We start from the raw sequence: 25,900 nt of genomic DNA on the forward strand, positions 1-25,900 counted from the left end.
CCGCGGCCGTCGGCCGGGGCGAACCCACGCGCGCGTGATCGAGAGGCAAACATGACCATCAGCATCAATGTTCCTGATATTCACGAGTTGAAGCCCCGCATCACCGTGTTCGGCGTCGGCGGCGCCGGCGGCAACGCCGTCAACAACATGATCACGGCGGGCCTCCAGGGCGTCGACTTCGTGGTCGCCAACACCGACGCGCAGGCGCTGACGATGTCGAAGGCGCAGCGCATCGTGCAGATGGGCACGGCCGCGACGCAAGGCCTGGGCGCAGGCTCGCAGCCGGTCGTCGGCGCGGCAGCGGCAGAAGAGGTGATGGACGAGCTTCGCGACCATCTCTCGGGCGCCAACATGGTGTTTGTCACCGCCGGCATGGGCGGCGGCACCGGCACCGGTGCTGCTCCCGTCATCGCCAAGATCGCGCGCGAGATGGGCATTCTCACCGTCGGCGTCGTGACCAAGCCGTTCCACTTCGAGGGCGGTCGCCGCATGCGCACCGCTGAAGCCGGCATCAACGAGCTGCACAAGGTCGTCGACACGCTGCTGATCATCCCGAACCAGAACCTGTTCCGGGTCGCCAACGAGAAGACCACCTTCGCCGATGCCTTCGCGATGGCCGACCAGGTGCTCTACTCCGGCGTGGCCTGCATCACCGACCTGATGGTCAAGGAAGGCCTGATCAATCTCGACTTCGCCGACGTGAGAGCGGTGATGAAGGAGATGGGCAAGGCGATGATGGGCACGGGCGAAGCCTCAGGCGACAAGCGCGCGCTGACCGCCGCTGAAGCCGCGATCGCCAATCCGCTGATCGACGATAGCTCGATGAAGGGCGCCAAGGGCCTCCTGATCTCGATCACCGGCGGCAAGGACCTCACGCTGTTCGAGGTCGACGAAGCCGCGACCCGCATCCGCGAGGAAGTCGATCAGGACGCCAACATCATCGTCGGTGCGACCTTCGACGAAGCGCTCGACGGTCTGATCCGTGTGTCGGTCGTTGCCACCGGCATCGAGCAAGACGCGATCGCCCGCAACAGTAAGGGCACCAGCGCTCCGATCGCGAACGCGGCGCCGCAGCAGGTGCAGCAGGCTCCCGCTGCTCCGGCCGTTGCCGCCGAAAGCCGTCTCGCCGACCTGACCGCGCGCCTCCGCGCTGACAACCAGCGTTTGGCCGAACGTGCCCAGAAGCTGGAAGCGCAGATTCCGGCTGCCGCGCCGGTCGCGCCGCGTCCGAATGTCGAGCGCGCTGCGCTCGCCGCCATCGCCGCTGCCGTTGCCGAAGTCCCGCACGCGCCCGCGCCGATGCAGACCTATGGCGACGTCACCGTTCGTCCGATCGCGCAGAAGCCCACGCTGTTCCCGGAGCCTGAGCAGGCGCCTATGGCGATGCACGAGCCGATGACACCGGAAACCTTCATCCCGCCGCAGGCCGAGCGTGGGCCGATGCGTGCGCCGCGGATGCCGCGGATCGAGGAACTGCCGATGCCGGCCCAGGCCGAGATTCGTCAGGCCCGCGGTGAGATGGAAGAAGAGACCCCGCAGAAGAGCCGCCTGTCGCTGCTCCAGCGCCTCGCCAATGTCGGCCTCGGCCGCCGCGACGAGGAGAGCGAGCCGCCGATCGCCGCCCGCACCGCCGGTCCTGCGATGCCGCCGCTGCCCGATCGCCGCCCGCAGAAGTCTGTGGCGCAGCAGATGGCAGCCAGCGAGCCGGTATCGGAGTATGCCCGCCGTCCCGCGCCTCAGGGCCTGGACATGCATGGCCGCCCGGCGCCTGTTGCGCCGGCGCCACAGGGCGACGACCATCTTGATATCCCGGCCTTCCTGCGGCGTCAGGCGACCTGAGGATTGTTACAATAAGGCAGACGAAAAAAGGTCCCGGCAGCAAGCTTGCCGGGACCTTTCCTTTTGTCCCGTGCATATCCGGGTTGCGCGACCAAGCAACTGATTTTAAATCATTAATTACGTATTCAATGGTTCAGTAAAACTGCCGGAAGCGGCTCCAAAACTCGGCGCAATTTGGTTAAGCCTTGGCGCGAATACGGCAGGTTTGGGGTAACAATCGGTAAAAAAGCGTGAGTTGGCGCTGTTTGAGGCAGCAACTATGGTTTGCCGTGACTTGGGGATACGGATTCGGACGGCGGCCTTGGCCGCATGGTTCGGGTGAGTATAAGTCGCAGTGGTCGTAGTGGGGCGGGTTCCTGATGAAATTTAGCCGGCAAACAACGCTTCGTGCGCAAGCCACCGTGGCAGGCGTGGGCGTTCACTCCGGTCTTCCCGTCACTCTCACGCTTGGGCCTGCGCCTGTTGACGCAGGTTTTATTTTTGTCCGCACCGGGCTTGAGGGAAGTGACCGCGAAGTTCAGGCGATCGCCGACCAGGTGATCGCAACCGATCTCGCTACCGTCCTCGGTGATCGCAACGGTCCGCTGGTTTCCACCGCCGAGCACGTGCTTGCTGCGCTGCGGGGCATGGGCGTCGACAACGCCACCATCGAAATCGACGGTCCGGAAGTGCCGATCATGGACGGCAGCGCCGCGGCCTTCATTGCGGCGATCGATCAGGCCGGCATCGTCACCCAGCCGGCGCAGCGCCGCTTCATCCAGGTTTTGAAGCCGATCTCGGTCAAGATCGGCGACTCCTTCGGCGAGATCCGGCCCTATGCCACCGGTTTCCGCGCAGAGGTCGAGATCGACTTCACCAATCCCGTCATCGGCCAGCAGAGCTACGCTTTCGATCTGAGCGCGGAACGTTTCCGCCGCGAAGTCGGCCGCGCCCGGACTTTCGGCCTGATGAGCGACGTCGCCCGGCTCTGGAGTGCGGGCTACGCGCTCGGCGCCTCCTTCGACAACACCGTCGTGTTCGACGAAGAGCGGCTGCTCAACACCGAGGGCCTGCGCTACGCCGACGAATGTGCCCGCCACAAGGTGCTGGACGTGATCGGCGACCTCGCACTGGCCGGTCTGCCGCTGCTTGGCGCTTACCGTTCGGTGCGTGGCGGCCACAAGCTGAACCACGCCGTCCTGACCGCGCTGCTCGCCGACCGTACCGCGTGGCGGGTGGTCGAGGGCGAGGCGGTCCGCCGCACCACGCGCCCAGTGGCCGAAACCGGTCGCAGCATCGTCGGCGGCCGGATCGCGGCGGCCTACGGGCCGGACGTGTCCTGACCGGCTGCTCAAGGCCCTTGGCCGGCGCTTTCTCCGGGAAACTCCTGGTAACGATGATCGGCTAGGATTGCGGCGCATTCGCCTTAATCCGGGCGGAATGCCTGCCTATCCGGTTGGTTCAAGATCGTTTTTCGGTTACACCGGCGTGGTCGCATGGCAGGCGCCACGGCTACATTTCGCGCCCATGACGGGATTCATGGGCTGGCGGGCACCGCATCACATGGCGTCAGGGCTTAAACTCATGTCGGCACAGCGTAAGGCGCGCGGATATCTTCAGGTCTCGTCCCGAGTCCGCGGGCTGCTTCACGCCGCCGCCTTCGTCATGCTCGCGCTGCCGCTGGCCGGCTGCGGCACCGGCGCGCTCTGGGACAAGTTCACCGCCAAGGACGACACCTTCACCGAGGAGCCCGCCGACAAGATCTACAATGAGGGCCTGTACCTCATGAACGAGAAGAAGGACATGAAGGCGGCGAACAAGAAGTTCGAAGAGGTCGACCGCCAGCATCCTTATTCCGACTGGGCCCGCAAATCGCTGCTGATGTCCGCTTACGCCTCCTATCAGGGCGGAGACTTTGACGGCTGCATCGGCGCCGCCACCCGCTACGTCACGCTGCATCCCGGCAGCCCGGATGCGGCCTATGCGCAATACCTGATTGCCGCCTCGCATTACGACCAGATCCCGGACATCAGCCGCGACCAGAGCCGAACCGAGAAGGCGATCGCCTCCCTGGAAGAGGTGGTGCGCAAATATCCGACATCCGAATATGCGACCTCCGCCAAGGCCAAGATCGAGGGTGCTCGCGACCAGCTCGCCGGCAAGGAAATGAACGTCGGCCGCTATTACGCGCAGAAGCGCGACTACACGGCGGCGATCAACCGCTACAAGACCGTCGTCACCCAGTACCAGACCACGCGCCATGTCGAAGAGGCGCTCTACCGGCTGACCGAGTCCTATATTGCGATCGGCATCGTCGGCGAGGCCCAGACCGCGGCCGCCGTGCTTGGCCACAATTTTCCTGACAGCCGCTGGTACAAGGACGCCTATAATCTTGTAAAATCGGGCGGTCTCGAGCCGAGCGAGAATCAGGGGTCCTGGATGAGCAGGGCCTTCAAGAAGATAGGCCTCTAGTCTCGGCTAGGAAATTTGGTTCCATGCTGGCCCGTCTGTCGATCCGCGACATCGTCCTGATCGAACGGCTCGATATCGAATTCGCAACGGGCCTCGCGGTTTTGACCGGCGAGACCGGTGCGGGCAAATCCATCCTGCTCGATGCCTTTGCACTGGCGCTTGGCGGCCGCGGCGACGCCGGTCTCGTGCGCCATGGTGCGGAGCAGGGGCAGGTCACTGCCGTCTTCGATATCCCCAAAAATCACCCCGCGGCGAAGATCCTCGCCGAGAACGGTCTCGACGACACCGGTGAGATGATTCTCCGCCGGGTGCAGCTCGCCGACGGCCGCACTCGCGCCTTCATCAACGACCAGTCGATCAGCGTGCAGACGCTGAAGGCGGTCGGCGCCGCCCTGGTCGAGATCCACGGCCAGCACGACGAGCGCGCGCTGGTCGATGCCGCCACCCACCGCCGCCTGCTCGATGCCTTCGCCGGCCTCGAAAAGGACGTCGCGGCCGTCGAAACGCTCTGGGATGCCCGCCGGACGGCGAACACGGCGCTGGAAGAGCATCGCGCCGGCATGGAGCGCGCCGCGCGCGAAGCCGACTATCTGCGCCACGCCTCCGACGAGCTGAAGCAGCTCGCGCCCAAGGACGGCGAGGAGACCTCGCTCGCGTCACGCCGCACCACGATGATGCAGGGCGAGAAGATCGCCTCCGATCTGCGTGAGGCGCAGGAAGCGGTCGGCGGCCACCATTCGCCGGTCGCAACCCTGTCGGCTGCCGTGCGCCGGCTGGAGCGCCGGGGCGCCAGTTCGCCGGCGCTGGTCGAGCCCGCGGTCAAGGCGATCGACATCGCCATCAACGCGCTGGAGGAGGCCGATCAGCATCTCCAGGCTGCCTTGGCCGCGACGGACTTCGATCCCTCAGAGCTCGAACGCATCGAGGAGCGCTTGTTCGCGCTGCGCGCGGCCTCGCGCAAACATTCGACGCCGGTCGACGGGCTCGCCGCGCTCGCCGCCAAATATGCCGCCGAAATCGTGCTGATCGATGCCGGCGCCTCGCGCTTGAAGAAGCTGGAGCAGGCCGCGATCGAGGCCGATGCCCGCTATGCCACTGCCGCCAAGAAGCTGTCGCTGGTACGGCAGAAATCGGCCGAAAAACTCAACAAGGCCGTCAATGCCGAGCTTGCGCCGCTCAAGCTCGAACGCGCCAAGTTCATGACCCAGGTCGCGACCGATGAGGCAGCTCCAGGGCCGCAAGGGTTCGACCGCGTCGAGTTCTGGGTGCAGACCAATCCGGGCACCAAGGCGGGGCCGATGATGAAGGTCGCTTCCGGCGGTGAGCTCTCGCGTTTCCTGCTGGCGCTCAAGGTCGTGCTGTCCGACCGTGGCTCGGCGCCGACCCTGGTGTTCGACGAGATCGACACCGGCGTCGGCGGCGCGGTCGCGGACGCCATCGGCGCGCGGCTGGCGCGCCTTGCCGGCAAGGTGCAGGTGATGGCCGTGACCCACGCCCCGCAGGTCGCCGCGCGTGCCGACCAGCATCTGCTGATCTCCAAGGACGCCCTGGACAAGGGCAAGCGCGTCGCCACCCGCGTCAACGCGCTGGCCGCCGACCACCGCCGCGAGGAAATCGCCCGCATGCTCGCCGGCGCCGAGATCACGGCGGAGGCGAGGGCGGCCGCGGACCGGCTGCTCAAGGCGGCGACCGCGTAGGCCCCGTGTTGCAGACGCGGCGCGCTGCGCCGCATCCGTGGAACAAGCCCCCAACGTGCCTTTACCCTCCCGCCCGCTCCGTCGTATCCAAGCACCATGGCAAGAGCAGCAAAATCCAAACCGCTTCGTGACGTCACTGAGCTCACCAAGCCGCAGGCCAAAATCGAGCATATGCGGCTGTCGCTCGAGATCGAGGGGCACAACGAGCGCTATTATCAGGACGACGCGCCTGTCGTCACCGATGCCGAATACGACGCGCTGCGCCAGCGCTTCAACGCCATCGAGAAGCGCTTTCCTGAACTCGTCAGCGCGGAGTCGCCCTCGCAGAAGGTCGGCGCAGCACCGTCGGGGCGCTTCAGGAAGGTCCGGCACTCGGTGCCGATGCTGTCGCTCGACAACGCCTTTGCCGAAGAGGACGTGCGCGACTTCGTCGGCCGCATCGTGCGCTTTCTGAAGCTCGACGATGACAAGGTCGATTTCTCCGCCGAGCCGAAGATCGACGGCCTGTCGATGTCGCTGCGCTATGAGGGCGGCGAGCTCGTCACGGCGGCGACGCGTGGCGACGGCGCGGAAGGCGAGGATGTCACCGCCAACATCCGCACGCTCGAAGACGTGCCGAAGAAGCTGAAGGGCCGCAACGTCCCCGAAATCTGCGAGGTGCGCGGCGAGGTCTACATGACCAAGAAGGCGTTCCTCGCGCTCAACAAGAAGCAAGTCGAGGCGGGCGAAGCACCGTTCGCCAATCCGCGCAATTCGGCGGCGGGCTCCTTGCGGCAGAAGGACCCGACCATCACCGCCTCGCGCCCCCTCGGCTTCTTCGCCTATGCCTGGGGCGAGATGAGCGCGATGCCCGAAGAGACGCAGAGCGGCATGATCCACTGGTTCGAGCGCTGCGGCTTCACCACCAATCCACTGACGAAGCTCTGTCACTCCGTCGAGGAGTTGATTGCGTTTCACCAGAAGATCGAGGAAGAACGCGCAAAGCTCGACTACGACATCGACGGTGTCGTCTACAAGGTCGATCGCATCGACTGGCAGGAACGCCTCGGCTTCGTCTCGCGCACGCCGCGCTGGGGCATTGCGCATAAATTCCCGGCCGAGCGGGCCATGACCGTGCTGCGCGACATCGAGATCCAGGTCGGCCGCACCGGCTCGTTCACGCCGGTCGGCAAGCTGGAGCCGATCGGCGTCGGCGGCGTGATCGTGCAGAACGTCACGCTGCACAACGAGGACTACATCAAGGGCATCGGCAACAAGGGCGAGGTGCTGCGCGAGGGGCGCGATATCAGGATCGGCGACACCGTCGTGATCCAGCGCGCCGGTGACGTGATCCCGCAGATCGTCGACGTGGTCCTCGACAAGCGGCCCAAGAGCGCCGAGGAGTTCTCTTTCCCCAAGAAGTGCCCGTGCCCGCTGCACACCGACGTCGTGCGCGGGGAGACGGCCGCCGGCGAAGAGGAATCCCGCGCCCGCTGCACCGGCGAGTTCGCCTGCCCCTACCAGAAGATCGAGCACTTGAAACTGTTCGTGTCGCGGCGCGCCTTCGACATCGACGGTCTCGGCGAGAAGCAGCTCCAGTTTTTCTTCGACGAAGGTTTTGTGAAGGAGCCCGCCGACATCTTCACGCTGGAGAAGCGCAATTCAAAACTCAAGCTCGAGGAGATCGAGGGCTACGGCGAGACCTCGGTGCGCAATCTGTTCGGCGCCATCGAAAGCCGACGCAGAATCGCGCTGGAGCGCTTCGTCTATGCGCTCGGCATGCGCCATGTCGGCGAGACAACGGCGCTCGCACTCGCGCGCGGCTATGGCTCCTGGGATGCCTTCCACGATGCCTGCCTCAAGGTCGTCAAGGAAGACGAGGAAGCGATCGCGGAAATGGACGCGCTGGACCAGATCGGCGAGACCGTGATCAGGAGCATCGCCGATTATTTCGGCGAGAGCCACAATCGCGGCATCGTCGAGCGGCTGACGAGAGAAGTCGAAATCATCGACGCCGAGAAGCCGAAGAGCAATTCGGCCGTCGCCGGCAAGACCGTGGTGTTCACGGGCTCGCTGGAGAAAATGACGCGCGACGAGGCCAAGGCGACGGCGGAGCGGCTCGGAGCGAAGGTGTCGGGCTCGGTGTCGAAGAAGACGGATATCGTCGTCGCCGGCCCCGGTGCGGGCTCGAAGCTCGCGGAAGCCAACAAGCATGGCGTGACCGTGCTGACCGAAGACGAGTGGTTGAAGCTGATCGGGGAGTGAGCTCTCTCCCCGTCATTGCGAGGAGCCCTTGCGACGAAGCAATCCAGACTGCCAGCTCGGAGAGATTCTGGATTGCTTCGCTTCGCTCGCAATGACGGGGAGAGGGCGTACCGCCCCTCACGTCATCCCCGTCTCTTCCTCCTCGGCCTGCTCGATCAATTCCTCGCTCACCACCAATTCGCGGCGGGGGACGACGAAGATCATCGTGCAGGCGCAGAGCAGCGAGATCGCGAGCACCGCGGAGGTCAGCGGCAGCGTCGTTGCGGAATGGCCGCCGAGATAGGCGCCGAATTGCGACATCAGCGCGCCGATGCCCTGTTGGAGAAAGCCCATCGCGCCCGAGGCGGTGCCGGCGGCTTCGGGGCGGATGCTGATGGCGCCGGCGGCGGAATTCGCCATCACGAAGGCGTTGCCGACCATCACGATCATCTGCGTGCCGAACAACCAGCCTGGTGCCTCGTTCCAGCCGGTAAAACTCCAGAGCAGGTTCAACAGGCTGCCGCACAGTTGCAGGCCAAGTCCAAACCAGATCAGCCTTTCCAGCGAATGCCTGGGCGCAAAGCGCACGCAGAGCAGATTGCCGACCAGATATGCAAATCCCGTCGTCGCGAACCACGCGCCGTATTCGGCGCTGCTGCGGCCCATTTGCGTCACGACGATGTAAGGACCGCCGCCGGCGAAGGTGAAGATGATTTGCGAGGCCAGCACCTGGCACATCACATAGCCGATGAAGGCCCGGCTCTTGATCAGGGTGCCGACGTCACCGCGAAAGCCGCCGCTGCCGGCCGCGCGGCTGCGACGCGTCTCCGGCAACGCGATCGCGATGCCGACAGCAACCGCAAGGGCGCCGATCGTGACGGCGTAGAAAATGGCCCGCCAGCCGAACGCGGTCTCGATCAAGCCGCCGGTGAGTGGCGACACCATCTGCCCGATCATCAGGGCTGCGATCACGAGGCTGATCATCGAGGCGACGCGTTCGCGCGGATAGATGTCGCGAATGATGGCGCGGCTCACGACCATGCCGGATGCACCGCCGAGCGCCTGGAAGAAACGCGCGGCGATCAGCTGTGGCAGGGTCTCCGCGAAGATGCAGGCGATGCTCGCTGCGACCATCAGCGCGAGGCCGGACAGCAGCACCGGGCGCCGGCCGAATTTGTCCGACAGCGGCCCCATGATGATCTGCGACATCGCGATGCCGACCATGTAGAGCGACACCGTCATCTGCGCGATCGAGATGTCGCGGCCGAATGTCGTCGCCAGCACGGGAAGGGCGGGAACCAGGATGTAGAGCGAGATCGGCGCGATCCCGGTCATGACGACCAGCAGCAGCAACACCACGCGCGAGGTCGCGATGTTGGTGGCCGCTCCGGGCGGCTTGCTGATCATGCCGTGCATAATTGTCCGTCTCGTTGAAATTCGAATCGGACTGTAGCGTGCTCGCACAAGACGGATATCGGTGTTTCGGAATGCGGCTATACCGATTCCGGGACGGTTATGATGAGGGCACGTTGGCGACCGATTGGGCGCGTTGCCCGGAGCACAAATTCGGTGTCATCGCCCGGCTTGATCGGGCGATCCAGTACGCCGCGGCTTCTCCGCGTACGTTTGCTGTTTCTGGAATACTGGATTCCCCGCTTTCGCGGGGAATGACAGCGGGGGTGGAGAAAGAGCCTTGCGCAAATCGCGTAGCGCTATGCGCGGTAGAGCGACGACCTTATGCCTTCAGCTCTGCCGTTGCCTGATCGAGCCACGCCTTCGTCGCCTCATCCAGCGCCGGCCCTACCTCGGCCCTCACGCGCGAATGGTAAGCATTCAGCCAGGCGAGCTCGTCCTTGCCCAGCATCGTGACGTCGATCAGCCGGCGATCGATCGGCGCCAGGGTCAGCGTCTCGAATGCGTTCATCGGCTTCTCGGCGCCCTTGATACTGGCTTCGACCACCAGCTCGAGGTTCTCGATGCGGATGCCGAAGCCGTCGGTCTTGTAGTAGCCGGGCTCGTTGGAGAGGATCATGCCGCGCTTCAGCGGCGTGGTGCCGAGTTTCGAGATCCGCGCCGGCCCCTCGTGAACGCTGAGATAGCTGCCGACGCCGTGGCCGGTGCCGTGCTCGAAATCGACGCCGGCGGCCCAGAGATATTGCCGCGCCAGCGTGTCGAGCTGCGCGCCATTTGCGCCGTCGGGGAACACCGCGCGCGCGATCGCGATATGGCCGCGCAGCACGCGGGTGAAGCGGTCGCGCATCTCGTCCGTCGGCTCGCCGACGGCCATCGTCCGCGTGACGTCGGTGGTGCCGTCTTCATACTGCGCGCCGGAATCGATCAGCAGGAGATCGCCGGGCGCGATCCGCCGGTTGCTCTTGCGGGTGACGCGGTAGTGCACGATGGCGCCGTTCGGCCCGGTGCCCGAGATGGTCGGGAACGAGACGTCCTTCAGCGCGCCGGTGTCGCGGCGGAATGTTTCGAGCGCCTCGACTGCGTCGATCTCGGTCAGCTTGCCGCTCGGCGCCTCGCGATCGATCCATGCGAGGAAGCGCGCCAGCGCCACGGCATCGCGGCGATGCGCCGTCTGCGTGCCCTTGATCTCGGTCGCGTTCTTGACCGCCTTGAGCAGCGCGATCGGATCGCTGCCGCGCACTGGCTTGCCGCCGGCGCCCGCGATCAGCCGGCTCAGCGCATCGGCCGCGGTGGCATTGTCGAGCGCGATCGCGGCGCCGCTTTTTGCCAGCGCCATCAGCGTTGGCGCCATCGCATCGGGCTCGCGCACGTCGGCGGACTGCTCGAGGTGGTCGCGCGCGAGGTTGGAGAGCTTGCGATGGTCGATGAAGACGGTCGGACGTCCCTCCTTCGGCACCAGCGCGTAGGACAGCGGCAGCGGCGTATGCGCGACGTCGGCGCCGCGGATGTTGAAGGTCCAGGCCACGGCGTGGCTGTCGGAGAGCACCAGCGCGTCGACGCCGAGCTTGCCGATCTCGCCTCTGATCTGCGTGATCTTCTCGGCCTCGGCGACGCCGGCATTTTGCAGGCTGTGCACGGCGACCGGGGCGAGCGGCGGCTGCGGCCGGTCCTGCCAGATGGCGTCGACCGGATTGCTGTCGACCGCGACCAGCTCGGCGCCGGCCTTGGCGCAGGCCGCGGACAGGCGCTCGGCTGCCGAAGAAGTGTGCAGCCACGGATCAAATCCGAGGCGGTCGCCGGCTTTCAGGTGCACGGAGACCCAGCTCTCCGGCGGCGGATCGATCAGCGATTCCACCGCCCAGGCCTTTGCATCGACCTGCTTGGCGGCCTGGATCGTATAGCGGCCGTCGACGAAGACGGCGGCCTCATGCGTCAGCACCACGGCCAATCCCGCCGAGCCGGTGAAGCCGGTCAGCCAGGCCAGCCGCTCTTCCGATGGCGGGACATATTCATTCTGCTGCTGGTCGGCGCGCGGAATGACGAAGCCGGTCAGCTTGCGGCGGGCGAGTTCTTCACGGAGCGCGGCCAGCCGCGCCGTCAATGCGACGCCGGCCTCGGGCTCCTCGAATGTCTGGAAGTGTGCTTCGAACATGGCTCAGTTTAGGATCACGAGGATCAGTCCGCAATGTAGACGCATTTGAGGTCGCAACTGGCATGGACTGTGCTTGAAAAGGTTCCATTCGAATTGAGTGGAGTACAGGATGCAGCAGTTGCGCTTCGTCCGGATAACAGGGAAATTCGAGCAGGTGGTTCATCTCAATGGCGAGGGGACACACGATGCCAGCGTTCACGTTTGAGAAGATTTCGCCGCCGGCGCGCCGCGCCCCGGCCGCGGCACTCCCCAAGAAGCCGCGTGGCCTTATCAGCCAGATGATCAATCGTTTCGCCGAGCGACGCGCAAGGCGCGCCTTGCAAGGTGAGCCCGCGATGCCCCGGGACGAGAAGCCGGCGGAGTAGCGCGCTTACCCCATCTTCCGCAGCAACAAGCTGCTCCACCCCTCTATCCGCTGATGCCGCAGCGGCACTAGGCCACGCGCGCGGTAGGCGGCGATCACGGCTGGCGCCTGTTGCGTCAACAGGCCTGAGAGGATGACGCGCCCGCCTGGCGCAAGGTGCCGCGTCATCGGGCCCGCCAACTGCCGTAACGGATTGGCCAGGATGTTCGCCAGCACCAGGTCGAACGGGCCGCACCTCGCAAAATCCGGCGCGGCGAAGCCGGTGGCGCAGATCACCCGCACATGTTGACCTGTTTCATTCAGCGCCGCGTTCTCGGCCGCCACGCGCACCGAGAGGGGATCGATGTCAGAGGCCAGCACCGTGCGATGCAGCGCCTTCGCCGCGGCGATGGCCAGCACTCCGGTCCCGGTGCCCAGGTCGAGCAGGTTCCTCGGGTGGGAACTCTTCAGGACATGGTCAAGCAACAGTAAACAGCCGCGCGTGGTGCCGTGATGGCCGGTGCCGAAGGCGAGCGCCGCCTCGATCTCGATCCTGAGCTTGTTCGGCGCGACGCGGTCACGGTCATGGCTGCCGTGGACGACGAAGCGCCCGGCCGGGACCGGGACGAGATCTTCCAGGCTGGCCCTGACCCAGTCCCTGGCCTCGACCGTGTCGAAGGCAAGCGTCCCGGCGATCTCATTTCCTGTTGAAGTTGCAACGAGTTCGCGCAGCAATTCCTGGTCCGGTGCCTCGGCGAAATGCAGGGCGACGTCCCATTGTCCGTCCGGCCGCTCGAACGCGGCGACCGCCGCATCGCCTTCGAAAAAGACCTCGGTGAGCACGTCGACGACGCGCCTCGCCGCAGCCTCGGTGCCGATCGAAAAGCTGGCGCGATGGGTTGGAGAAGGCTGCATTTAGGGTTCCGTTGAGTTCAATTCGTGGAACTTTTGTTCCCAATTTTTCGCATAACTTGCAATTGCGGGCTTAACCTGACCGCAGGTTGTGCTCCGTATATTTCCGGATGTTGGAACTAACCAATACACCTTGGAATGGAAATGGAGGCGAGTCTTGAAGCGCATGGTTTTGAAGTTCTGGTCCGACGAATCAGGTGCGACCGCTATCGAATACGGCCTGATCGCGGCCGGTATCGCGTTGGCGATCATCACCGTGGTGAACAGCCTGGGCAGTACGATGAACGACAAGTTCGGTTCGATTAGCAGCTCCTTGAAGTAATTTCCGCCCCCCATTTCCCAGTGGGACTGATTTCTTCATAGGCTGTTCCTGACGATCGCCCGCACGGGGGAATTGGCCCCCGGCGGGCGAGGTCGTTTGGGCGGGCGTTTTCACAGGGATGCCCTGTAATGCTCAGTCTGAAATTTCCTTAGCCCAAAGCCTACCATCGGCAGTCATCGGATGACGGTAGTTGAACAAAAGTCTTGCCTCGACAGTGTGGTCTCCACAACCAGGCTCCCAAAGCAGCACAAGATCTCCGTCCTTTAAGCCGAGGTCGTTGATCTGATCGCTCAGATTTCGCCCTTCATGGAGAAGCACGAAATAGTAGCCGTCGCCGGGCGTGTCCTGAAAGCTAGTTTGAATGTGCAACATAGTGGTGTTGCCTCTCTTGCAAGGTTGGTCCCTTCCAGACTTAGACACACCGAATGCCCGCTAGGGTCTCAGTTCGAAATCTCGTCGCGATTTTGATGATTCGCATTTTTGCTATGGCGCGCATAAACCGGGAAGCGGATAGCAGCAAACGCTACCGCCCCTAAGGGAATGGCAAAATACCAATCCAGGCTCCCAAAGCGGGTGGCAGCCATAGCAACCGCTGCGCCAACCAGAATCGCGGCAGCTTGATTCCATCGGGCACCGATCTCGCCCACTTGCGTGGATGAGCGCAGGTAAATGGCGCCCGTCAGCGAAATGATCGCCACCGCTCCCGCACCAATAACTGGAATCCACGCGTCTTTCATCTCTCAGTACCCCTCCCTGGCGAAGCTTACCGCCAAGCCAACTGAGACACTACCGAATGCCCGGTGGTGCCTCAGTTCGAATTTGGTGGCCTAGAGCCGGAGATCGGCTGGATATGAATGTCTTGGGCGACGATCTGGCGCGCCCACTCAGCCTGATCTTCCGATATCAGTTTCGCGACCAGCAACTCGTCTACGATCGACGCGGCAACCTGCTCGCTCCAGCGGATGTCTTCTGCATTTCTCTTCTCGTCGATCATGCGATTCACTACCGGACGTCTACAGCCTGTCCACTCACTGTTCGGGTGCCATCCACCGTCTTATACCCTGCTTATCCCGCGCCTTTTCCACAGCTTGTGCCGGGGTATCTAGCCCGACAAGTCACCGCTTTCCGCACCGCTCTGCCAACAGCCGGTGCACAGCCCATCCACAGACCTATCCACGGCTTCCGAACAGCGAGCGGTGATCCCGCAAGATCGTCTGCGCGGCGTTGTGGCCGGGGGCGCCAGTGACGCCGCCGCCGGGGTGGGCGCCGGAGCCGCAATGATAGAGGCCCTTTAGGGGGCCGCGATAATCGGCATGGCCCAGCATCGGCCGCGCCGAGAACAGCTGGTTCAGGCTAAGAGCGCCGTGAAAAATGTCGCCCCCTAACAGGCCGAACTGCCGTTCGAGATCGAGCGGGGAGAGGATCTGACGGCCGAGCACGCTTGACGCAAAACCCGGTGCGTATTTGTCCACCGTCGCGATCATGAGATCGGCGACCTCGTCGCGATGATCGTCCCAGGATTTTCCATCGGGAAGCTCCGGCGCGACGTGCTGGCAGAACAGGCTCGCGACGTGTTTTCCTTCCGGAGCCAGCGTGTCGTCGAGCGTCGAGGGGATCAGCATCTCCACGATAGGTGACCTGCTCCAGCCTTGCGCGCGCGCATCGAGATAGGCGCGGTCCATGTAGCCGAGGCTGGGCGCCAGGATGATGCCGGAGGAGAGATGATCGCCGTCGCCGGGCAGCGCCGTGAAGGAGGGCAGGCGGTCCAGCGCCACGTTCATGCGGAAGGTGCCGGAGCCATTCTTCCAGTGCCGGATGCGGGTCAGGAAATCCTGGGGCAGGGCGTCGGCCGCGATCAGCCGCGTATAGAGCAGTTTTGGATTGACGTTGGCCGCGACATATTTGGCGCGGATCGTCTCGCCGTTTTCCAGCACCACGCCGACCGCACGGTCGCGCTCGACGATCACCTCGCGCACGCCCGCATCGGTGTCGATCGCGACGCCACGGTCGCGCGCGGCGCGTGCCATGGCTTGCGTGATCGCGCCCATGCCGCCGATGGCGTGGCCCCAGACGCCCTTCTTGCCGTTCACCTCGCCGAAGGCGTGGTGCAGCATCACATAGGCCGAGCCCGCCGCGTAGGGGCTGGCATAGTTGCCGACGATGGCATCGAAGCCGAACAGCGCCTTGACCAGATCGTGCTCGAACCGCTCGTCCAGCATCTCGCCGGCCGAGCGGGTGAAGAGGTCGAGCAGGCTGCGGCTTTGCTCCAGCGTCAGGCCGCGCAGGATGTTGGCGCTCTGCAATGCGTTCATGCCCTCGCGGATCGCATTCGTGCCAAAACCGTCAATGAGGTTCGGCGGCGCCCGCAGCACGAATTGCCTGAGCACGTCGGCGATCTCTTCCAGCTCGCGCGAGAAGCCGTCGAGCGCCTCCGCATCATGCGCGCTGAGCCGCGCCACCGACGCTTGCGTTCGCCCCTCGCCGGTGAGGAGGTAGGTGCCATCCGGCGCAGGCAAGAAATTCTGGGCGCGCCGTTCGACGACACGCAGGCCCTGTTCGGCGAGCTTGAGGTCACGGATGACCTGCGGATTGAGCAGGCTCACCGTATAGGCCGCGACCGAATTCCTGAACCCGGGATGAAACTCCTCGGTGACCGCGGCCCCGCCGACCACCTTGCGGCGCTCGACCACGCGCACGCGCAGGCCCGCCATCGCGAGATAGGCCGCGCAGGTGAGGCCGTTATGGCCAGCGCCAATGATGATGACGTCGGTTTCGGTCATGATGGATTCTTGCTGTTCCGCGGTCATTCCCGGCTGGTCCAAAAAACCAGACCCTGAATGACATCTGTATATCAGGCATTCCCCGCTGCAACATCACGAGCCCCTTTATTGCCCGTTCAGGCGCCGTGTGCTCCATTGCGCCCGTCCGGCGCCCGCCGGGGTTTTGCTGGAGCTTCCATGGATTCGATCGTGCAACCCGCCGCCGCGGAGCAGCCGTCCTCGTCGCGCAACCGGCTGCTGCTGACGGTCTACACCGCTGCGATCTTCGTCAGTGCGCTGCTGCTGTTCTCGGTGCAGCCGCTGTTCACGAAGATGGTGCTGCCGCGGCTCGGCGGCTCGCCTGCGGTGTGGTCGGTGGCGATGGTGTTCTTCCAGTCGCTGTTGCTGGCCGGCTACGCCTACGCGCACCTGCTGATGCAGGTCAGGAATCGCGTCGTTCCTGTCGTGGTGCATCTTCTGTTGCTGGTGCTGGCTTTCGTTACGCTGCCGCTCGGTGTCGCCACCGCCTATGGCGATCCGCCGGCTTCGGGCTATGCGTTCTGGCTGCTCGGTCTGTTCGTGGTCTCGATCGGGCTGCCGTTCTTCGCGCTCGCCGCCAACAATCCGCTGCTGCAAGCCTGGTTCGTCCGCACCGGCCATCCCGCCGGCCACGATCCCTATTTCCTCTATGCCTCCTCCAACATCGGCAGCTTCCTCGCGCTGTTGTCCTATCCGTTCCTGCTGGAGCCGATGTTCACGCTGCACACGCAGAACCGGTTCTGGACCGGCGGCTATGGCCTGCTGATTCTGCTGATTGCCGCTTGCGGCGTGCTGCTGCTGCGCTCGCCGAAGCTGGCGGTGGCCGATGCGCGAACCGAGGAGATCAACGCGCCGGCGCCAGGCCTCGTGACGCGGCTGCGCTGGATCTTCCTCGCCGCAGTGCCGTCGGGCCTGCTCATCGCCGTCACCGCGCACATTTCGACCGACGTCGCCGCTGCGCCACTGCTCTGGGTGCTGCCGCTGTCGCTGTATCTGCTCACCTGGGTGGTGGTGTTCCAGTCGCGGCCCTTGCTGCCGCACAAATGGATGCTGATGCTCCAGCCGGTCGCGATCGCGGGCGTCATTTTCCTGCTCGCCTTCGGCGGCGAGCAGAATCTGCTGCTGACGCTCGGCGGTCATCAATTGTGCTTCTTCGTCATCGCCATGGCTTGTCACGGCGAACTGGCGCGGACCCGCCCCGCAGCCAAATATCTCACCGGCTTCTATGTCGCGCTGTCGTTCGGCGGCATGGTCGGCGGCCTGTTTGCCGGCCTCGTCGCGCCCTTCACCTTCTCGTGGATCGCCGAATACCCGATCCTGATCGCGTTCGCGGCGCTGTGCCGGCCGTCGCAGAACGAGCGCCTCGCGCGCTTCATCAACGGCTACTGGCTCCTGCTCGTCGTGCTCGTGATCGCGCTGGTCGCGCCGTCCTATTCGACAGGCACTCTTTCGACCTGGTTCGAAGATCACCGCGTCTGGGTCGCCGGCTCCGTCGGCGTGCTCGCCGCGCTGCTGACGCTGGCGCTCAATGCCGGGCGCTGGAAGATTTTTGTCACCGTCGCGCTGGCGCTGGCGCTGATCCGGATATATCCGGCGGACGAGGGGCGCGTCACCACCGTGCGCAGCTTCTTCGGCGTGCACAAGATCGTGGAGACGCCCGGCGGCTATTTCCACGTGCTGATGCACGGCACCACGATCCACGGCGCCGAGCGCTTCCGCAACAACGACGGCACGCCGGTCACCGGCCGGCCCGAGCCGATCACCTATTACCACAAGGACGGCGGCATTGGTCAGGCCATCACCGCGATCCGCGAGCGCAAGGGCGCACCGCTCAAGGTCGCGGCGATCGGCGTCGGCTCCGGCACGCTCACCTGCGCCGCTGAGCCTGGCGAAAGCTGGACCTTCTTTGAGATCGACCAGTCCATGGTCGACGCCGCAAGCGACCCGAAGAATTTCCGCTACATCTCGAGCTGCATGCCGGGCCTGAAACCGGTGATCGGCGACGCCCGTCTCACCTTCGCCAAGGAGCCCGACGGCGCCTATGATTTGATCATCGTCGATGCCTATTCGTCCGATGCGATCCCGATTCATCTTGCCACCGAAGAGGCGATGAAGATCTACAAGGACAAGCTCGCGCCCCACGGCGCCGTGGTGATGCACGTCTCCAACCGGCACCTCGATCTCGAGACCGTCGTGGTCGGCATTGCCGACGCCAACGATTTGAAGAGCTGGGTCTACAACGAGGATTCCGGGCGCGACGCGGACTACATCTTCTCGACCGACGTCGTCATCTCCGCGCGCGAGGAAGCCGATGTCGGCAAGCTCGCCTCTTCGAAGGTCTGGGAGCTGACCGAAGCCGACGACAGGGTGCGGGTCTGGACCGACGATTATTCCAACATTCTTGGTGCGCTGTATCGGCGCTTGAGGGACGGGGAGTAGGCTTCGCGCCATTAACGGTCTCGTGCCCCGGACGCAGCGCAGCACGAAGTGATGCGCTGCAGAGCCGGGGCCCATCGCGGCTTTCTGGGTCCCGGCGCTGCGGAGCAGCGTTGCACGCTGCACCGCGTCCGGGACACGAGACCGAAGCTTACGGCTCGACCGGCGTCGCCGCCGGCAGCGCAATTCCCTTCTCGCCGGCGACCTGTCGCAGCAGGTCCGGCCTGTCCGAGATGATTCCGTCGACGCCGAGATCGATCATGCGCGCGATGTCTTCGGGCTTGTTGACCGTCCAGACCACCACGCGCAGTCCGAGCCCGTGGGCTTCAGTGATCAGCGCCGCCGTCACATCGCCGAAATAGGGCGACCAGATCGCGCCGCCCGCAGCCTTGATGGTGGCCGGCAGCGAGCCGCCGTGATCGGCCGGACTGAAACCCGCCGTCCAGTTGGTCGCCTTGTCGAGCGCGACGGTTTGGCCCGGGCCGCGCTGGAGTGTCAGGTACACCGTCGGCATATCAGGGGCCTGCTGCTGGACCAGCTGCAAGGTGCGCCAGTCGAACGACTGGATCATGACGCGGTCGGAGAATTTTTCGGTCTCGATCAGTCCCAGCAGCTTCGTGACGAAAGCTTGCGGGCCGAGCGACTCGTCCGGATGGTTCGGATCGATCTTGGTCTCGATGTTGAAGCGCACGCGCGTGTTGCCGGACTTGCGCACCAGCGCGAACAGCTGCTCCAGCGTAGGAATGCGCGTCCCCGGCACGGCGCGCTGTTCGGGGAATTGCTTGGCATAGGCGCTGTCGGGCCGGATCTGGCCGACGTCATAGCTCTTGATCTCTTCGAGCCGCAGCTTCACGAAGGGCGTACCGGGTGGCGCGATATAGCTACCGTTCACGTCCCGTGCGAGATCGGGATTGAGCCCGCGTTCATGCGAGATGACGACCCCGCCATCGGCGGTGATGGCGACATCGAGCTCCAGCGTGTCCACTCCCATCGACAGCGCGTTGGCGAAGGCCGGCAGGGTGTTTTCCGGCAACAGCGCCCGCCCGCCGCGATGGGCCTCGAGATCAAAGGCCACAGCTTGTAAGGTCATGGCTTGTCCTGCAGTGAGAACCGAGAGCACGGTCAGGATTGTCGTGGCACGTGACGGCATCAAGGTTCGGAGCCCAAATGAGAGGACGTGAAAGGAGGAGATTATGAAATGATTGCCGGGTTCGTCCAGCTTCGTAGTCGACAGGTGGTTGACGGCGGCCGTGGAAGGCGGAAACTAGCTCTCAAAAAAGAGCATCGGTTCAGGGAGCCATTCACATGCGGCACATCATCATCGCGATCATGACGGTTCTCATGACGGTTCTCATGGCCGGACAAGCAGCAGCCAAGGACGTGCTCTCCGGCGCCAGTCTCTACGAGGACGTGGCGCGCTATGCCTCCTTCGGCCTGCACCGATTCGGCTCGCCCGGTGACCGCGCGACCGCCGACTGGATCGCGGGCGAGATGAAGCAGGCCGGGTTCGACGTCAGCTTCCAGCCCGTCGTCCTCGGCCGGCAATATGTCGTCGAGCAGGCAAGTGCTGAGGCGACTGGCACGAGCGTCGAGGCGACGCCGTTCTGGTGGCCGCCGGAGGACAGAGCGAGCTTCCATCTTGCCGCGCCGCTGGCGCGCGACGGCGATGTCGCCGGAAAGATCCTTTTGCTCGACCTGCCGTTCGATCGCGGTGCCTATCTCGGCCCAAATCATCGCGCGGCGATCACGGAAGCCGCCGCGGAAAAGCCCGCGGCGATCCTCCTGATGATCGGTAATCCCGCCGATGAGCGCTTCGCCTACAATGTCACGCAGGAGGATGCGCCCTGGCCGGTGCCGGTGATCGTGGTCGGTGCCAAGTCGCGCGGTACGTTCGAGCGCGCGCTTGCGTCAGGCGCGGCAGTGACGTTGGACGTCAAGGGCCATTACGCGCGCGATGTCGCTAGCCGCAACGTCGTCGCAGAGATCGGCGCCGGGCCAGTCATCGTCGTCTCCACGCCGATGACCGGCTGGTACACTTGCGTTTGCGAACGTGGCCCCGGCATTGCCAATTTCCTCGCACTTGCGCGGACCGCCGCCGCCGAAAAATGGCCGGCCCATTTTGTCTTCATCGCCACCGCCGGCCACGAGATCGGCCATGGCGGCATGGAGCTGTTCCTGAAGAACGGCGCACCGGCGCCGAAGAATACGCTGGCGTGGATCCATTTCGGTTCATCGAACGCCTGCTATGCCTTTGCGGAAGGCGCCCGCATTGATCGGCCCGAGGAGGAGCGCTATCTCGTGCTGAGCAAATCCGCGGTCGCTCTGACCGATGAGGCTTTTGCAAAGGTCGCCGCAAAACATCTGGTGACGGAGAAGCAGGCAGTCGGCGAACTGCGCGACGTGCACGCGGCCGGCTACACCAATTTCCTCGGCATGGCGGGCCGCCATCGCACGTTCCACACGCCGTCGGACGATCTCACGGCGACCGGACCGGAAATCCTGGAGCCGGTCGCCCGTGCCTTCGTCGACGTTGTGCGAAAAATCGTCGAACGCGGCGACGCCGCGTTCAGATAGAATCAGTTCTGGTAGTAACCGCGCGGCTGATAAAACTGCCGGGGCTGGGGCTGATAATAGGTGCCCTGCTGGCCATTGCCCTGATTGTAGTACTGCTGCGGCTGCTGCTGTTGATAGACCTGCGCGTCATAGAGCGGGCGGCTGCCGCGCGGTGCCGGATAGCGCGCGCCGGTGTCGCTGCCGTCGGCGGGATAAATGTAGTTATCGTCCTGCGGCATGTAGCGGCGGGCGGGTGCGGCCTGCGGCGTCAGGTTCACGGGATCGCCTGATGTGGCGTACTGCTCTTCGGCAGGCTGCTGCGGGGCGCGGGCGACGGCTGTGGGGTTGCGGCCGCGCGGATTGCGGGCGAGCGCGACCTGCGCCGAGCCGGTCAGCGTCACCGTGGTGTTGAGCACGCCCTGCTGCTGCACCAGCGCGTACAGCGTCGAGGCATTCTGGCGCGACAGCCGTACGCAGCCATGCGAGGCCGGCGTGCCGAGACGGCCAACCGAGTCGGTGCCATGGATGGCGTGCCCGACCTTGGTGAAGAAGATCGAATGCGGCATCGGCGCGTCGTCGAATTCCTTGGAGTAGTGATCCTCTTCCATGCGGAAGGTGCGGAACGAGCCGCCCGGGGTCTCGCGCGAAGGGATGCCGGTCGACACCGGCCAGTGATAGCGCGCGACGCCGTCGACGGCGACGGTCATCTGCTGATTGTCCTTGTCGACGGTGATCTCGACCTTGGCCTGCGCGGTGCCGGCGCTCAAAAGCATCAGGGAGGTGAAAGCTATGAAATATGAACGCATCTGGAAACGCATTTGAGTTCTGGCCTCCGGCCTGTTCGTGCAAGGCGCCGCGGCTCTCCGTCCCCCGGCGTGCACTATGCCTGCAATCCGGCTTTCGTTCCAGCGGCCCGCAAAGCTAACCTTATTGCCATCGTTAACGCGATGCCGGGCGTAAGCAAGGCCGCTTTGTGCCGCGTGGCCGGCGGCAATGCTGACATTTTCGCGAGCGCGTCCGTTCATGATGGCGGCAATTTGTCATGAACACGCAACCAATTGGCCGCATAGGCGTTGAAAGCGAGCCCACCTTTGCCGGCGGCTTTCGCCGCGGGCTTACCCCTTAGGAAACGTGATGAACAAAGTTCGTGTCACCGCCGCGTCGTTGCCGGCCGGTTTACCCGGCCGCTTGCTCCTTGCAGGCGCCGCTATCGTTCTGACCCTGACGTGCCTGCCGCGTCCCGGCCACGCTCAAGGCATCGTGCGCGGCGCTCAGGATGGCGCCTATGAAGGCAACCGCATCGCCGGACCGGTGGGCGGCGCTGTCGGAGGCGTGGTCGGGGCCGGTGTCGGCGGAGCCGTAGGTGCCGTGGATGGTATCCTCGGCATTCCCTATCACGGCCATCGCCGCTGCCGCGGCTTTTACGACGGCTACAACCGCTTCCACTGTTACCGGTAACTTCCCGTCATTCCGGGCTCACGCATCGCGTGCCCCGGAATGACAATCAATTCTTCAGCCGGTACCCCGTCCGGAAAATCCACCAGATCACGGCAAGGCAAATCACCAGGAATGCCGTCGTCATGCAGATGCTGACGGCGACGCTGACATCGGCGATCTCGTAAAAGCTCCAGCGGAAGCCGGAGATCAGGTAGACGACCGGGTTGAGTAGCGCCACCGAGCGCCAGGTAGCCGGCAGCATGTCGATGGAATAGAAGCTGCCGCCGAGGAAGGTCAGCGGCGTCACCACCAGCATCGGGATCATCTGCAGCTTCTCGAAGCCGTCGGCCCAGATGCCGATGATGAAGCCGAACAGGCTGAACGTCACCGCCGTCAGCACCAGGAAGGTCAGCATCCAGAACGGATGCTGGATGTGCAGCGGCACGAACAGCCCGGCGGTCGCCAGGATGATCAGGCCCAGAATGATCGACTTGGTCGCGGCGGCGCCGACATAGCCGAGCACGATCTCGTAATAGGAGATCGGCGCCGACAGGATCTCGTAGATCGTGCCGGTGAATTTCGGGAAGTAGATGCCGAACGAGGCGTTGGCGATGCTCTGGGTCAGCACCGAAAGCATGATCAGGCCCGGCACGATGAAGGTGCCGTAGCTGACGCCCTCGACCTGGCTGATGCGCGAGCCGATCGCGGCGCCGAACACCACGAAATAGAGCGAGGTCGAGACCACAGGCGAGACGATGCTTTGCAGCAGCGTGCGCCAGGTGCGTGCCATTTCGAACAGATAGATGGCGCGGATGGCGCGGTGGTTCATGACGTCCTCACGAGGTCGACGAAGATGTCCTCGAGCGACGATTGCGTCGTATCGAGATCGTTGAAACGGATGCCGGCGGTGCGCAAATCGCTGAGCAGGCTGGTGATGCCGGTGCGCTCGCCCTTGGTGTCGTAGTCGTAGACCAGCGTCGCGCCGTTGTCGCAGAGGTCGAGCTCGTAATGGGCGAGGCTCTCCGGCAGCGCGGTGACCTTGCCCTGCAGATGCAGCGTCAGCCGCTTCTTGCCGAGCTTCGACATCAAGGTCGCCTTGTCCTCGACCAGCACGATCTCGCCCTTGTTGATGACGCCGATGCGGTCGGCCATCTCCTCGGCTTCCTCGATGTAGTGCGTGGTGAGGATGATGGTGACGCCGGATTGCTGCAGCGTGCGCACCACTTCCCACATGCCCTTGCGCAGCTCGACGTCGACGCCGGCGGTGGGCTCGTCGAGGAACAGGATCTGCGGCTCGTGCGACAGCGCTTTCGCGATCATCACGCGGCGCTTCATGCCGCCGGAGAGCGTGATGATCTTGCTGTCCTTCTTGTCCCACAGCGAGAGGTCCTTCAGCACCTTCTCGATGTGCGCAGGATTCTTCGGCTTGCCGAACAGGCCGCGGGAGAAGCTCACGGTCGCCCACACGCTCTCGAAGGCGTCGGTGTGCAGTTCCTGCGGCACCAAGCCGATCAGCGACCGCGCCTTGCGATAGGAGGTCTGGATGTTCTCGCCGCCGACGAGAACCTTGCCCTCGCTCGGATTGGCGATGCCGCAGATGATCGAGATCAGCGTGGTCTTGCCGGCGCCGTTGGGCCCGAGCAGCGCAAAGATCTCGCCGCGCTTGATGTCGAGATTGACGTTCTTGAGTGCCTTGAAGCCGGACCCATAGGTCTTCGACAAATTGGCGACGGAAATGATGGAGGACATGATGGCCGGTCGGGTGGGGAGGGGGAGGCTGGAACCTGCCCGGGCGGGCAGGTCAGCGGAGCCCTGAGATAGGAATGCCCTTGCCCGGTCGCAATTGGCCGGAGGAAAATGGTCTCAAAACAGGCCCTTCGGTGGCAGGTTTCGGGCAAGTGTTGCGCGATGGTCACGGGCTGTGGCTAAGATTGCCGTTCACGCGCCTCTTTGTTGCGTCTGCGAGCAGGCCATGGCTACGATTCCGGCCAATCGCAAAGCGTATGTCCCCAGGGAAAAGATCGATGAGACCGAACGGCCGTCACACCGCCGGCGCCAGCCAATTGCCCGCCCTCCGGATGTGGGCGATCTGCCTGCTCCTGCTGTCAGCTGTTGCCATCAGCCCGGCCCCTGCCAAGGCAGCGCCGAGCCAGGCTGCGGCCGCGACCACGCATGTCTACCTGCTCCGCGGCGTGCTCAACATCTTCTCGCTCGGGCTCGACACGATCGGCTCCCGCCTCCAGGCGCAGGGCATTCCGGTGACCGTCGCCAACTTCGTGTCCTGGTCCTCGCTCGCAAATGAAGCCGCGGCCGACTACAGGGCCGGCCGCGTCAGGACCATCATCCTGGTCGGCCATTCCTCCGGCGCGACCGCGCTGCCGGACATGATCGCCAAGCTCAACCAGCTCGGCGTTCCCGTGAAGCTCGCGATCGGCCTCGACTCCGTGTTCAAGACCAAGCTGTCGACCGGCGCCGAGCGCTACATCAACATCTATATCGGCGACGGCCCTGGCGAGCCGGTGCGGGCCGCGGCTGGCCTGCGCGGCAAGCTCGACAATGTCGACGTGCGCGGCACCGGCGTCGGCCACATCTCGATCGACAAGAACGAGACGATCCAGCGCCGCGTCATCGGCGAAATCGACGCCGCCATCATGCGCTCGCGCGCTCCGGCAGCTCCGATGGCCGAACCCGGCGCACCCGCCGCCCCGCGGCAGGCCCGGTCGGCGGCAGCAACCGCTCCGCGGAACTGAGCACTTCGCCGATAACGGCTGACCTCAACATGCCGCCGTCGACTCGATTGTCGACGGCGGCATTGCTTTATGCGGTCGAACTTATTTCTTCTCGGGCACCCAGGTTGTGCTGGCCTTGTCGTACTTGAAGCCCGGCGCCTCTTTGAGCGTGTCCTTGCTCTCGTCGATCGTCAGCCACCATTTGTCGTTCTTCTTGGTGGTCTTGACCGCGGTAAACGGCACGATGACGTCCTTTTCGCCAGCGCCCAGGAATCCGCCGACACCGAGAACGAGGCCAGTGATCTTGCCGGACTTGTCGACGAGCACGTCGTCGACGTCGCCGATCTTGCTTTCCTTAGGGTCGTAAACGGCCTGCTTGTAGTAATTGGTCACCGTCCAGCTTTCCGACGGCGCCGACTTCACAGTGGTTGTCGCGGCATGCGCGGCGGTGGCGGCTGCAACCGCAAGTGCACATGTGAGAGCGAGCTTTTTCATCTTGGTCCTCCTCAATCATCGATCGCGGTGCCAACAGGAAAATGCGGCAAAGGTTCCTCGATCGAGAACAAAGGAACCCGCCGTTCAATCCAGTGTTGTT

General features: G+C 64.4%; 22 protein-coding genes. 11 read left to right on the plus strand and 11 right to left on the minus strand.

Translation table 11 applies throughout. From position 1 onward, the window contains the following. The first annotated feature begins 51 nt into the window (after positions 1 to 51). From ftsZ to ligA, 5 genes are all read left to right on the plus strand, one after another. A complete protein-coding gene (gene ftsZ, locus BMW89_RS01210; protein ID WP_092021887.1) occupies positions 52 to 1,839 on the plus strand; it encodes a cell division protein FtsZ in 1,788 nt (595 codons plus the stop codon). A gap of 359 nt (positions 1,840 to 2,198) precedes the next feature. After that, positions 2,199 to 3,161, plus strand: a complete 963-nt coding sequence (lpxC, locus tag BMW89_RS01215; protein ID WP_092021889.1) for a UDP-3-O-acyl-N-acetylglucosamine deacetylase — start codon at positions 2,199 to 2,201, stop codon at positions 3,159 to 3,161. A 241-nt stretch (positions 3,162 to 3,402) separates the two neighbouring features. Then, the gene (locus BMW89_RS01220) at positions 3,403 to 4,290 is read left to right on the plus strand and encodes an outer membrane protein assembly factor BamD (protein ID WP_092021891.1); all 888 of its coding nucleotides are present in this window, start codon (positions 3,403 to 3,405) and stop codon (positions 4,288 to 4,290) included. Between the two features lie 23 nt (positions 4,291 to 4,313). After that, the gene (gene recN, locus BMW89_RS01225; RefSeq protein WP_092021893.1) at positions 4,314 to 5,987 is read left to right on the plus strand and encodes a DNA repair protein RecN; all 1,674 of its coding nucleotides are present in this window, start codon (positions 4,314 to 4,316) and stop codon (positions 5,985 to 5,987) included. A 96-nt stretch (positions 5,988 to 6,083) separates the two neighbouring features. After that, positions 6,084 to 8,231 carry an NAD-dependent DNA ligase LigA gene (gene ligA, locus BMW89_RS01230; protein WP_092021894.1) on the plus strand — a complete coding sequence of 716 codons (2,148 nt, stop codon included), beginning with the start codon at positions 6,084 to 6,086 and terminating at the stop codon, positions 8,229 to 8,231. Between the two features lie 117 nt (positions 8,232 to 8,348). Here ligA and BMW89_RS01235 read toward each other — a convergent pair whose 3' ends face one another. Continuing rightward, positions 8,349 to 9,626, minus strand: a complete 1,278-nt coding sequence (locus BMW89_RS01235; RefSeq protein WP_092021897.1) for a multidrug effflux MFS transporter — start codon at positions 9,624 to 9,626, stop codon at positions 8,349 to 8,351. 319 nt (positions 9,627 to 9,945) lie between these two features. Then, positions 9,946 to 11,775, minus strand: a complete 1,830-nt coding sequence (locus tag BMW89_RS01240) for an aminopeptidase P family protein (RefSeq protein ID WP_092021899.1) — start codon at positions 11,773 to 11,775, stop codon at positions 9,946 to 9,948. Between the two features lie 185 nt (positions 11,776 to 11,960). Here BMW89_RS01240 and BMW89_RS01245 point away from each other — a divergent pair, with 185 nt between their 5' ends. Beyond that, complete coding sequence (locus BMW89_RS01245; protein ID WP_092023292.1) at positions 11,961 to 12,140, plus strand: hypothetical protein; 180 nt, start codon at positions 11,961 to 11,963, stop codon at positions 12,138 to 12,140. Positions 12,141 to 12,145: 5 nt separating this feature from the next. Here BMW89_RS01245 and BMW89_RS01250 read toward each other — a convergent pair whose 3' ends face one another. Continuing rightward, positions 12,146 to 13,033, minus strand: a complete 888-nt coding sequence (locus tag BMW89_RS01250; RefSeq protein WP_092021901.1) for a 50S ribosomal protein L11 methyltransferase — start codon at positions 13,031 to 13,033, stop codon at positions 12,146 to 12,148. 163 nt (positions 13,034 to 13,196) lie between these two features. Here BMW89_RS01250 and BMW89_RS01255 point away from each other — a divergent pair, with 163 nt between their 5' ends. Further along, on the plus strand, positions 13,197 to 13,352 hold the full coding sequence (locus BMW89_RS01255) for a Flp family type IVb pilin (RefSeq protein WP_092021903.1): 156 nt from the start codon (positions 13,197 to 13,199) through the stop codon (positions 13,350 to 13,352). 440 nt (positions 13,353 to 13,792) lie between these two features. Here the strand turns inward: BMW89_RS01255 and BMW89_RS01265 are convergent, their stop codons facing one another. The 3 genes from BMW89_RS01265 to BMW89_RS01275 form a co-directional block, all read right to left on the minus strand. After that, positions 13,793 to 14,089, minus strand: a complete 297-nt coding sequence (locus tag BMW89_RS01265) for a hypothetical protein (RefSeq protein ID WP_092021907.1) — start codon at positions 14,087 to 14,089, stop codon at positions 13,793 to 13,795. A gap of 71 nt (positions 14,090 to 14,160) precedes the next feature. Continuing rightward, complete coding sequence (locus tag BMW89_RS01270; protein WP_092021909.1) at positions 14,161 to 14,346, minus strand: hypothetical protein; 186 nt, start codon at positions 14,344 to 14,346, stop codon at positions 14,161 to 14,163. Positions 14,347 to 14,521: 175 nt separating this feature from the next. Further along, positions 14,522 to 16,132 carry a phytoene desaturase family protein gene (locus tag BMW89_RS01275; protein ID WP_177195766.1) on the minus strand — a complete coding sequence of 537 codons (1,611 nt, stop codon included), beginning with the start codon at positions 16,130 to 16,132 and terminating at the stop codon, positions 14,522 to 14,524. Positions 16,133 to 16,309: 177 nt separating this feature from the next. On the opposite strand from BMW89_RS01275, the gene BMW89_RS01280 reads away from it, so the two are divergent. Then, entirely contained in the window at positions 16,310 to 18,589 is a 2,280-nt protein-coding gene (locus BMW89_RS01280) for a spermidine synthase (protein ID WP_092021913.1), read from the plus strand. 148 nt (positions 18,590 to 18,737) lie between these two features. On the opposite strand, the gene BMW89_RS01285 is transcribed toward BMW89_RS01280, so the two are convergent. Beyond that, positions 18,738 to 19,736, minus strand: coding sequence for a glycerophosphodiester phosphodiesterase (locus BMW89_RS01285; protein ID WP_177195767.1), 999 nt, complete (start codon positions 19,734 to 19,736; stop codon positions 18,738 to 18,740). Positions 19,737 to 19,891: 155 nt separating this feature from the next. Here BMW89_RS01285 and BMW89_RS01290 point away from each other — a divergent pair, with 155 nt between their 5' ends. After that, the gene (locus BMW89_RS01290) at positions 19,892 to 21,160 is read left to right on the plus strand and encodes a zinc-binding metallopeptidase family protein (RefSeq protein ID WP_244547478.1); all 1,269 of its coding nucleotides are present in this window, start codon (positions 19,892 to 19,894) and stop codon (positions 21,158 to 21,160) included. A 2-nt stretch (positions 21,161 to 21,162) separates the two neighbouring features. Here the strand turns inward: BMW89_RS01290 and BMW89_RS01295 are convergent, their stop codons facing one another. Next, positions 21,163 to 21,945, minus strand: a complete 783-nt coding sequence (locus BMW89_RS01295; RefSeq protein WP_244547479.1) for a L,D-transpeptidase — start codon at positions 21,943 to 21,945, stop codon at positions 21,163 to 21,165. 328 nt (positions 21,946 to 22,273) lie between these two features. Between BMW89_RS01295 and BMW89_RS01305 the strand changes: the two genes are divergently transcribed. After that, positions 22,274 to 22,597, plus strand: coding sequence for a hypothetical protein (locus tag BMW89_RS01305; protein WP_092021919.1), 324 nt, complete (start codon positions 22,274 to 22,276; stop codon positions 22,595 to 22,597). A 46-nt stretch (positions 22,598 to 22,643) separates the two neighbouring features. Here the strand turns inward: BMW89_RS01305 and BMW89_RS01310 are convergent, their stop codons facing one another. Both BMW89_RS01310 and BMW89_RS01315 read right to left on the minus strand, forming a co-directional pair. Next, positions 22,644 to 23,405, minus strand: a complete 762-nt coding sequence (locus BMW89_RS01310) for an ABC transporter permease (protein WP_092021921.1) — start codon at positions 23,403 to 23,405, stop codon at positions 22,644 to 22,646. After that, positions 23,402 to 24,325, minus strand: a complete 924-nt coding sequence (locus BMW89_RS01315) for an ABC transporter ATP-binding protein (RefSeq protein ID WP_092021923.1) — start codon at positions 24,323 to 24,325, stop codon at positions 23,402 to 23,404. The genes BMW89_RS01310 and BMW89_RS01315 overlap by 4 nt, the downstream gene beginning before the upstream one ends. Positions 24,326 to 24,600: 275 nt before the next feature. Between BMW89_RS01315 and BMW89_RS01320 the strand changes: the two genes are divergently transcribed. Then, the gene (locus BMW89_RS01320) at positions 24,601 to 25,326 is read left to right on the plus strand and encodes a hypothetical protein (RefSeq protein WP_092021925.1); all 726 of its coding nucleotides are present in this window, start codon (positions 24,601 to 24,603) and stop codon (positions 25,324 to 25,326) included. A gap of 81 nt (positions 25,327 to 25,407) precedes the next feature. Here BMW89_RS01320 and BMW89_RS01325 read toward each other — a convergent pair whose 3' ends face one another. After that, a complete protein-coding gene (locus tag BMW89_RS01325) occupies positions 25,408 to 25,800 on the minus strand; it encodes a PRC-barrel domain-containing protein (protein WP_092021927.1) in 393 nt (130 codons plus the stop codon). Positions 25,801 to 25,900: the final 100 nt, after the last annotated feature.

It is taken from the genome of Bradyrhizobium sp. OK095 (assembly GCF_900109945.1).
GTDB lineage: Bacteria > Pseudomonadota > Alphaproteobacteria > Rhizobiales > Xanthobacteraceae > Bradyrhizobium.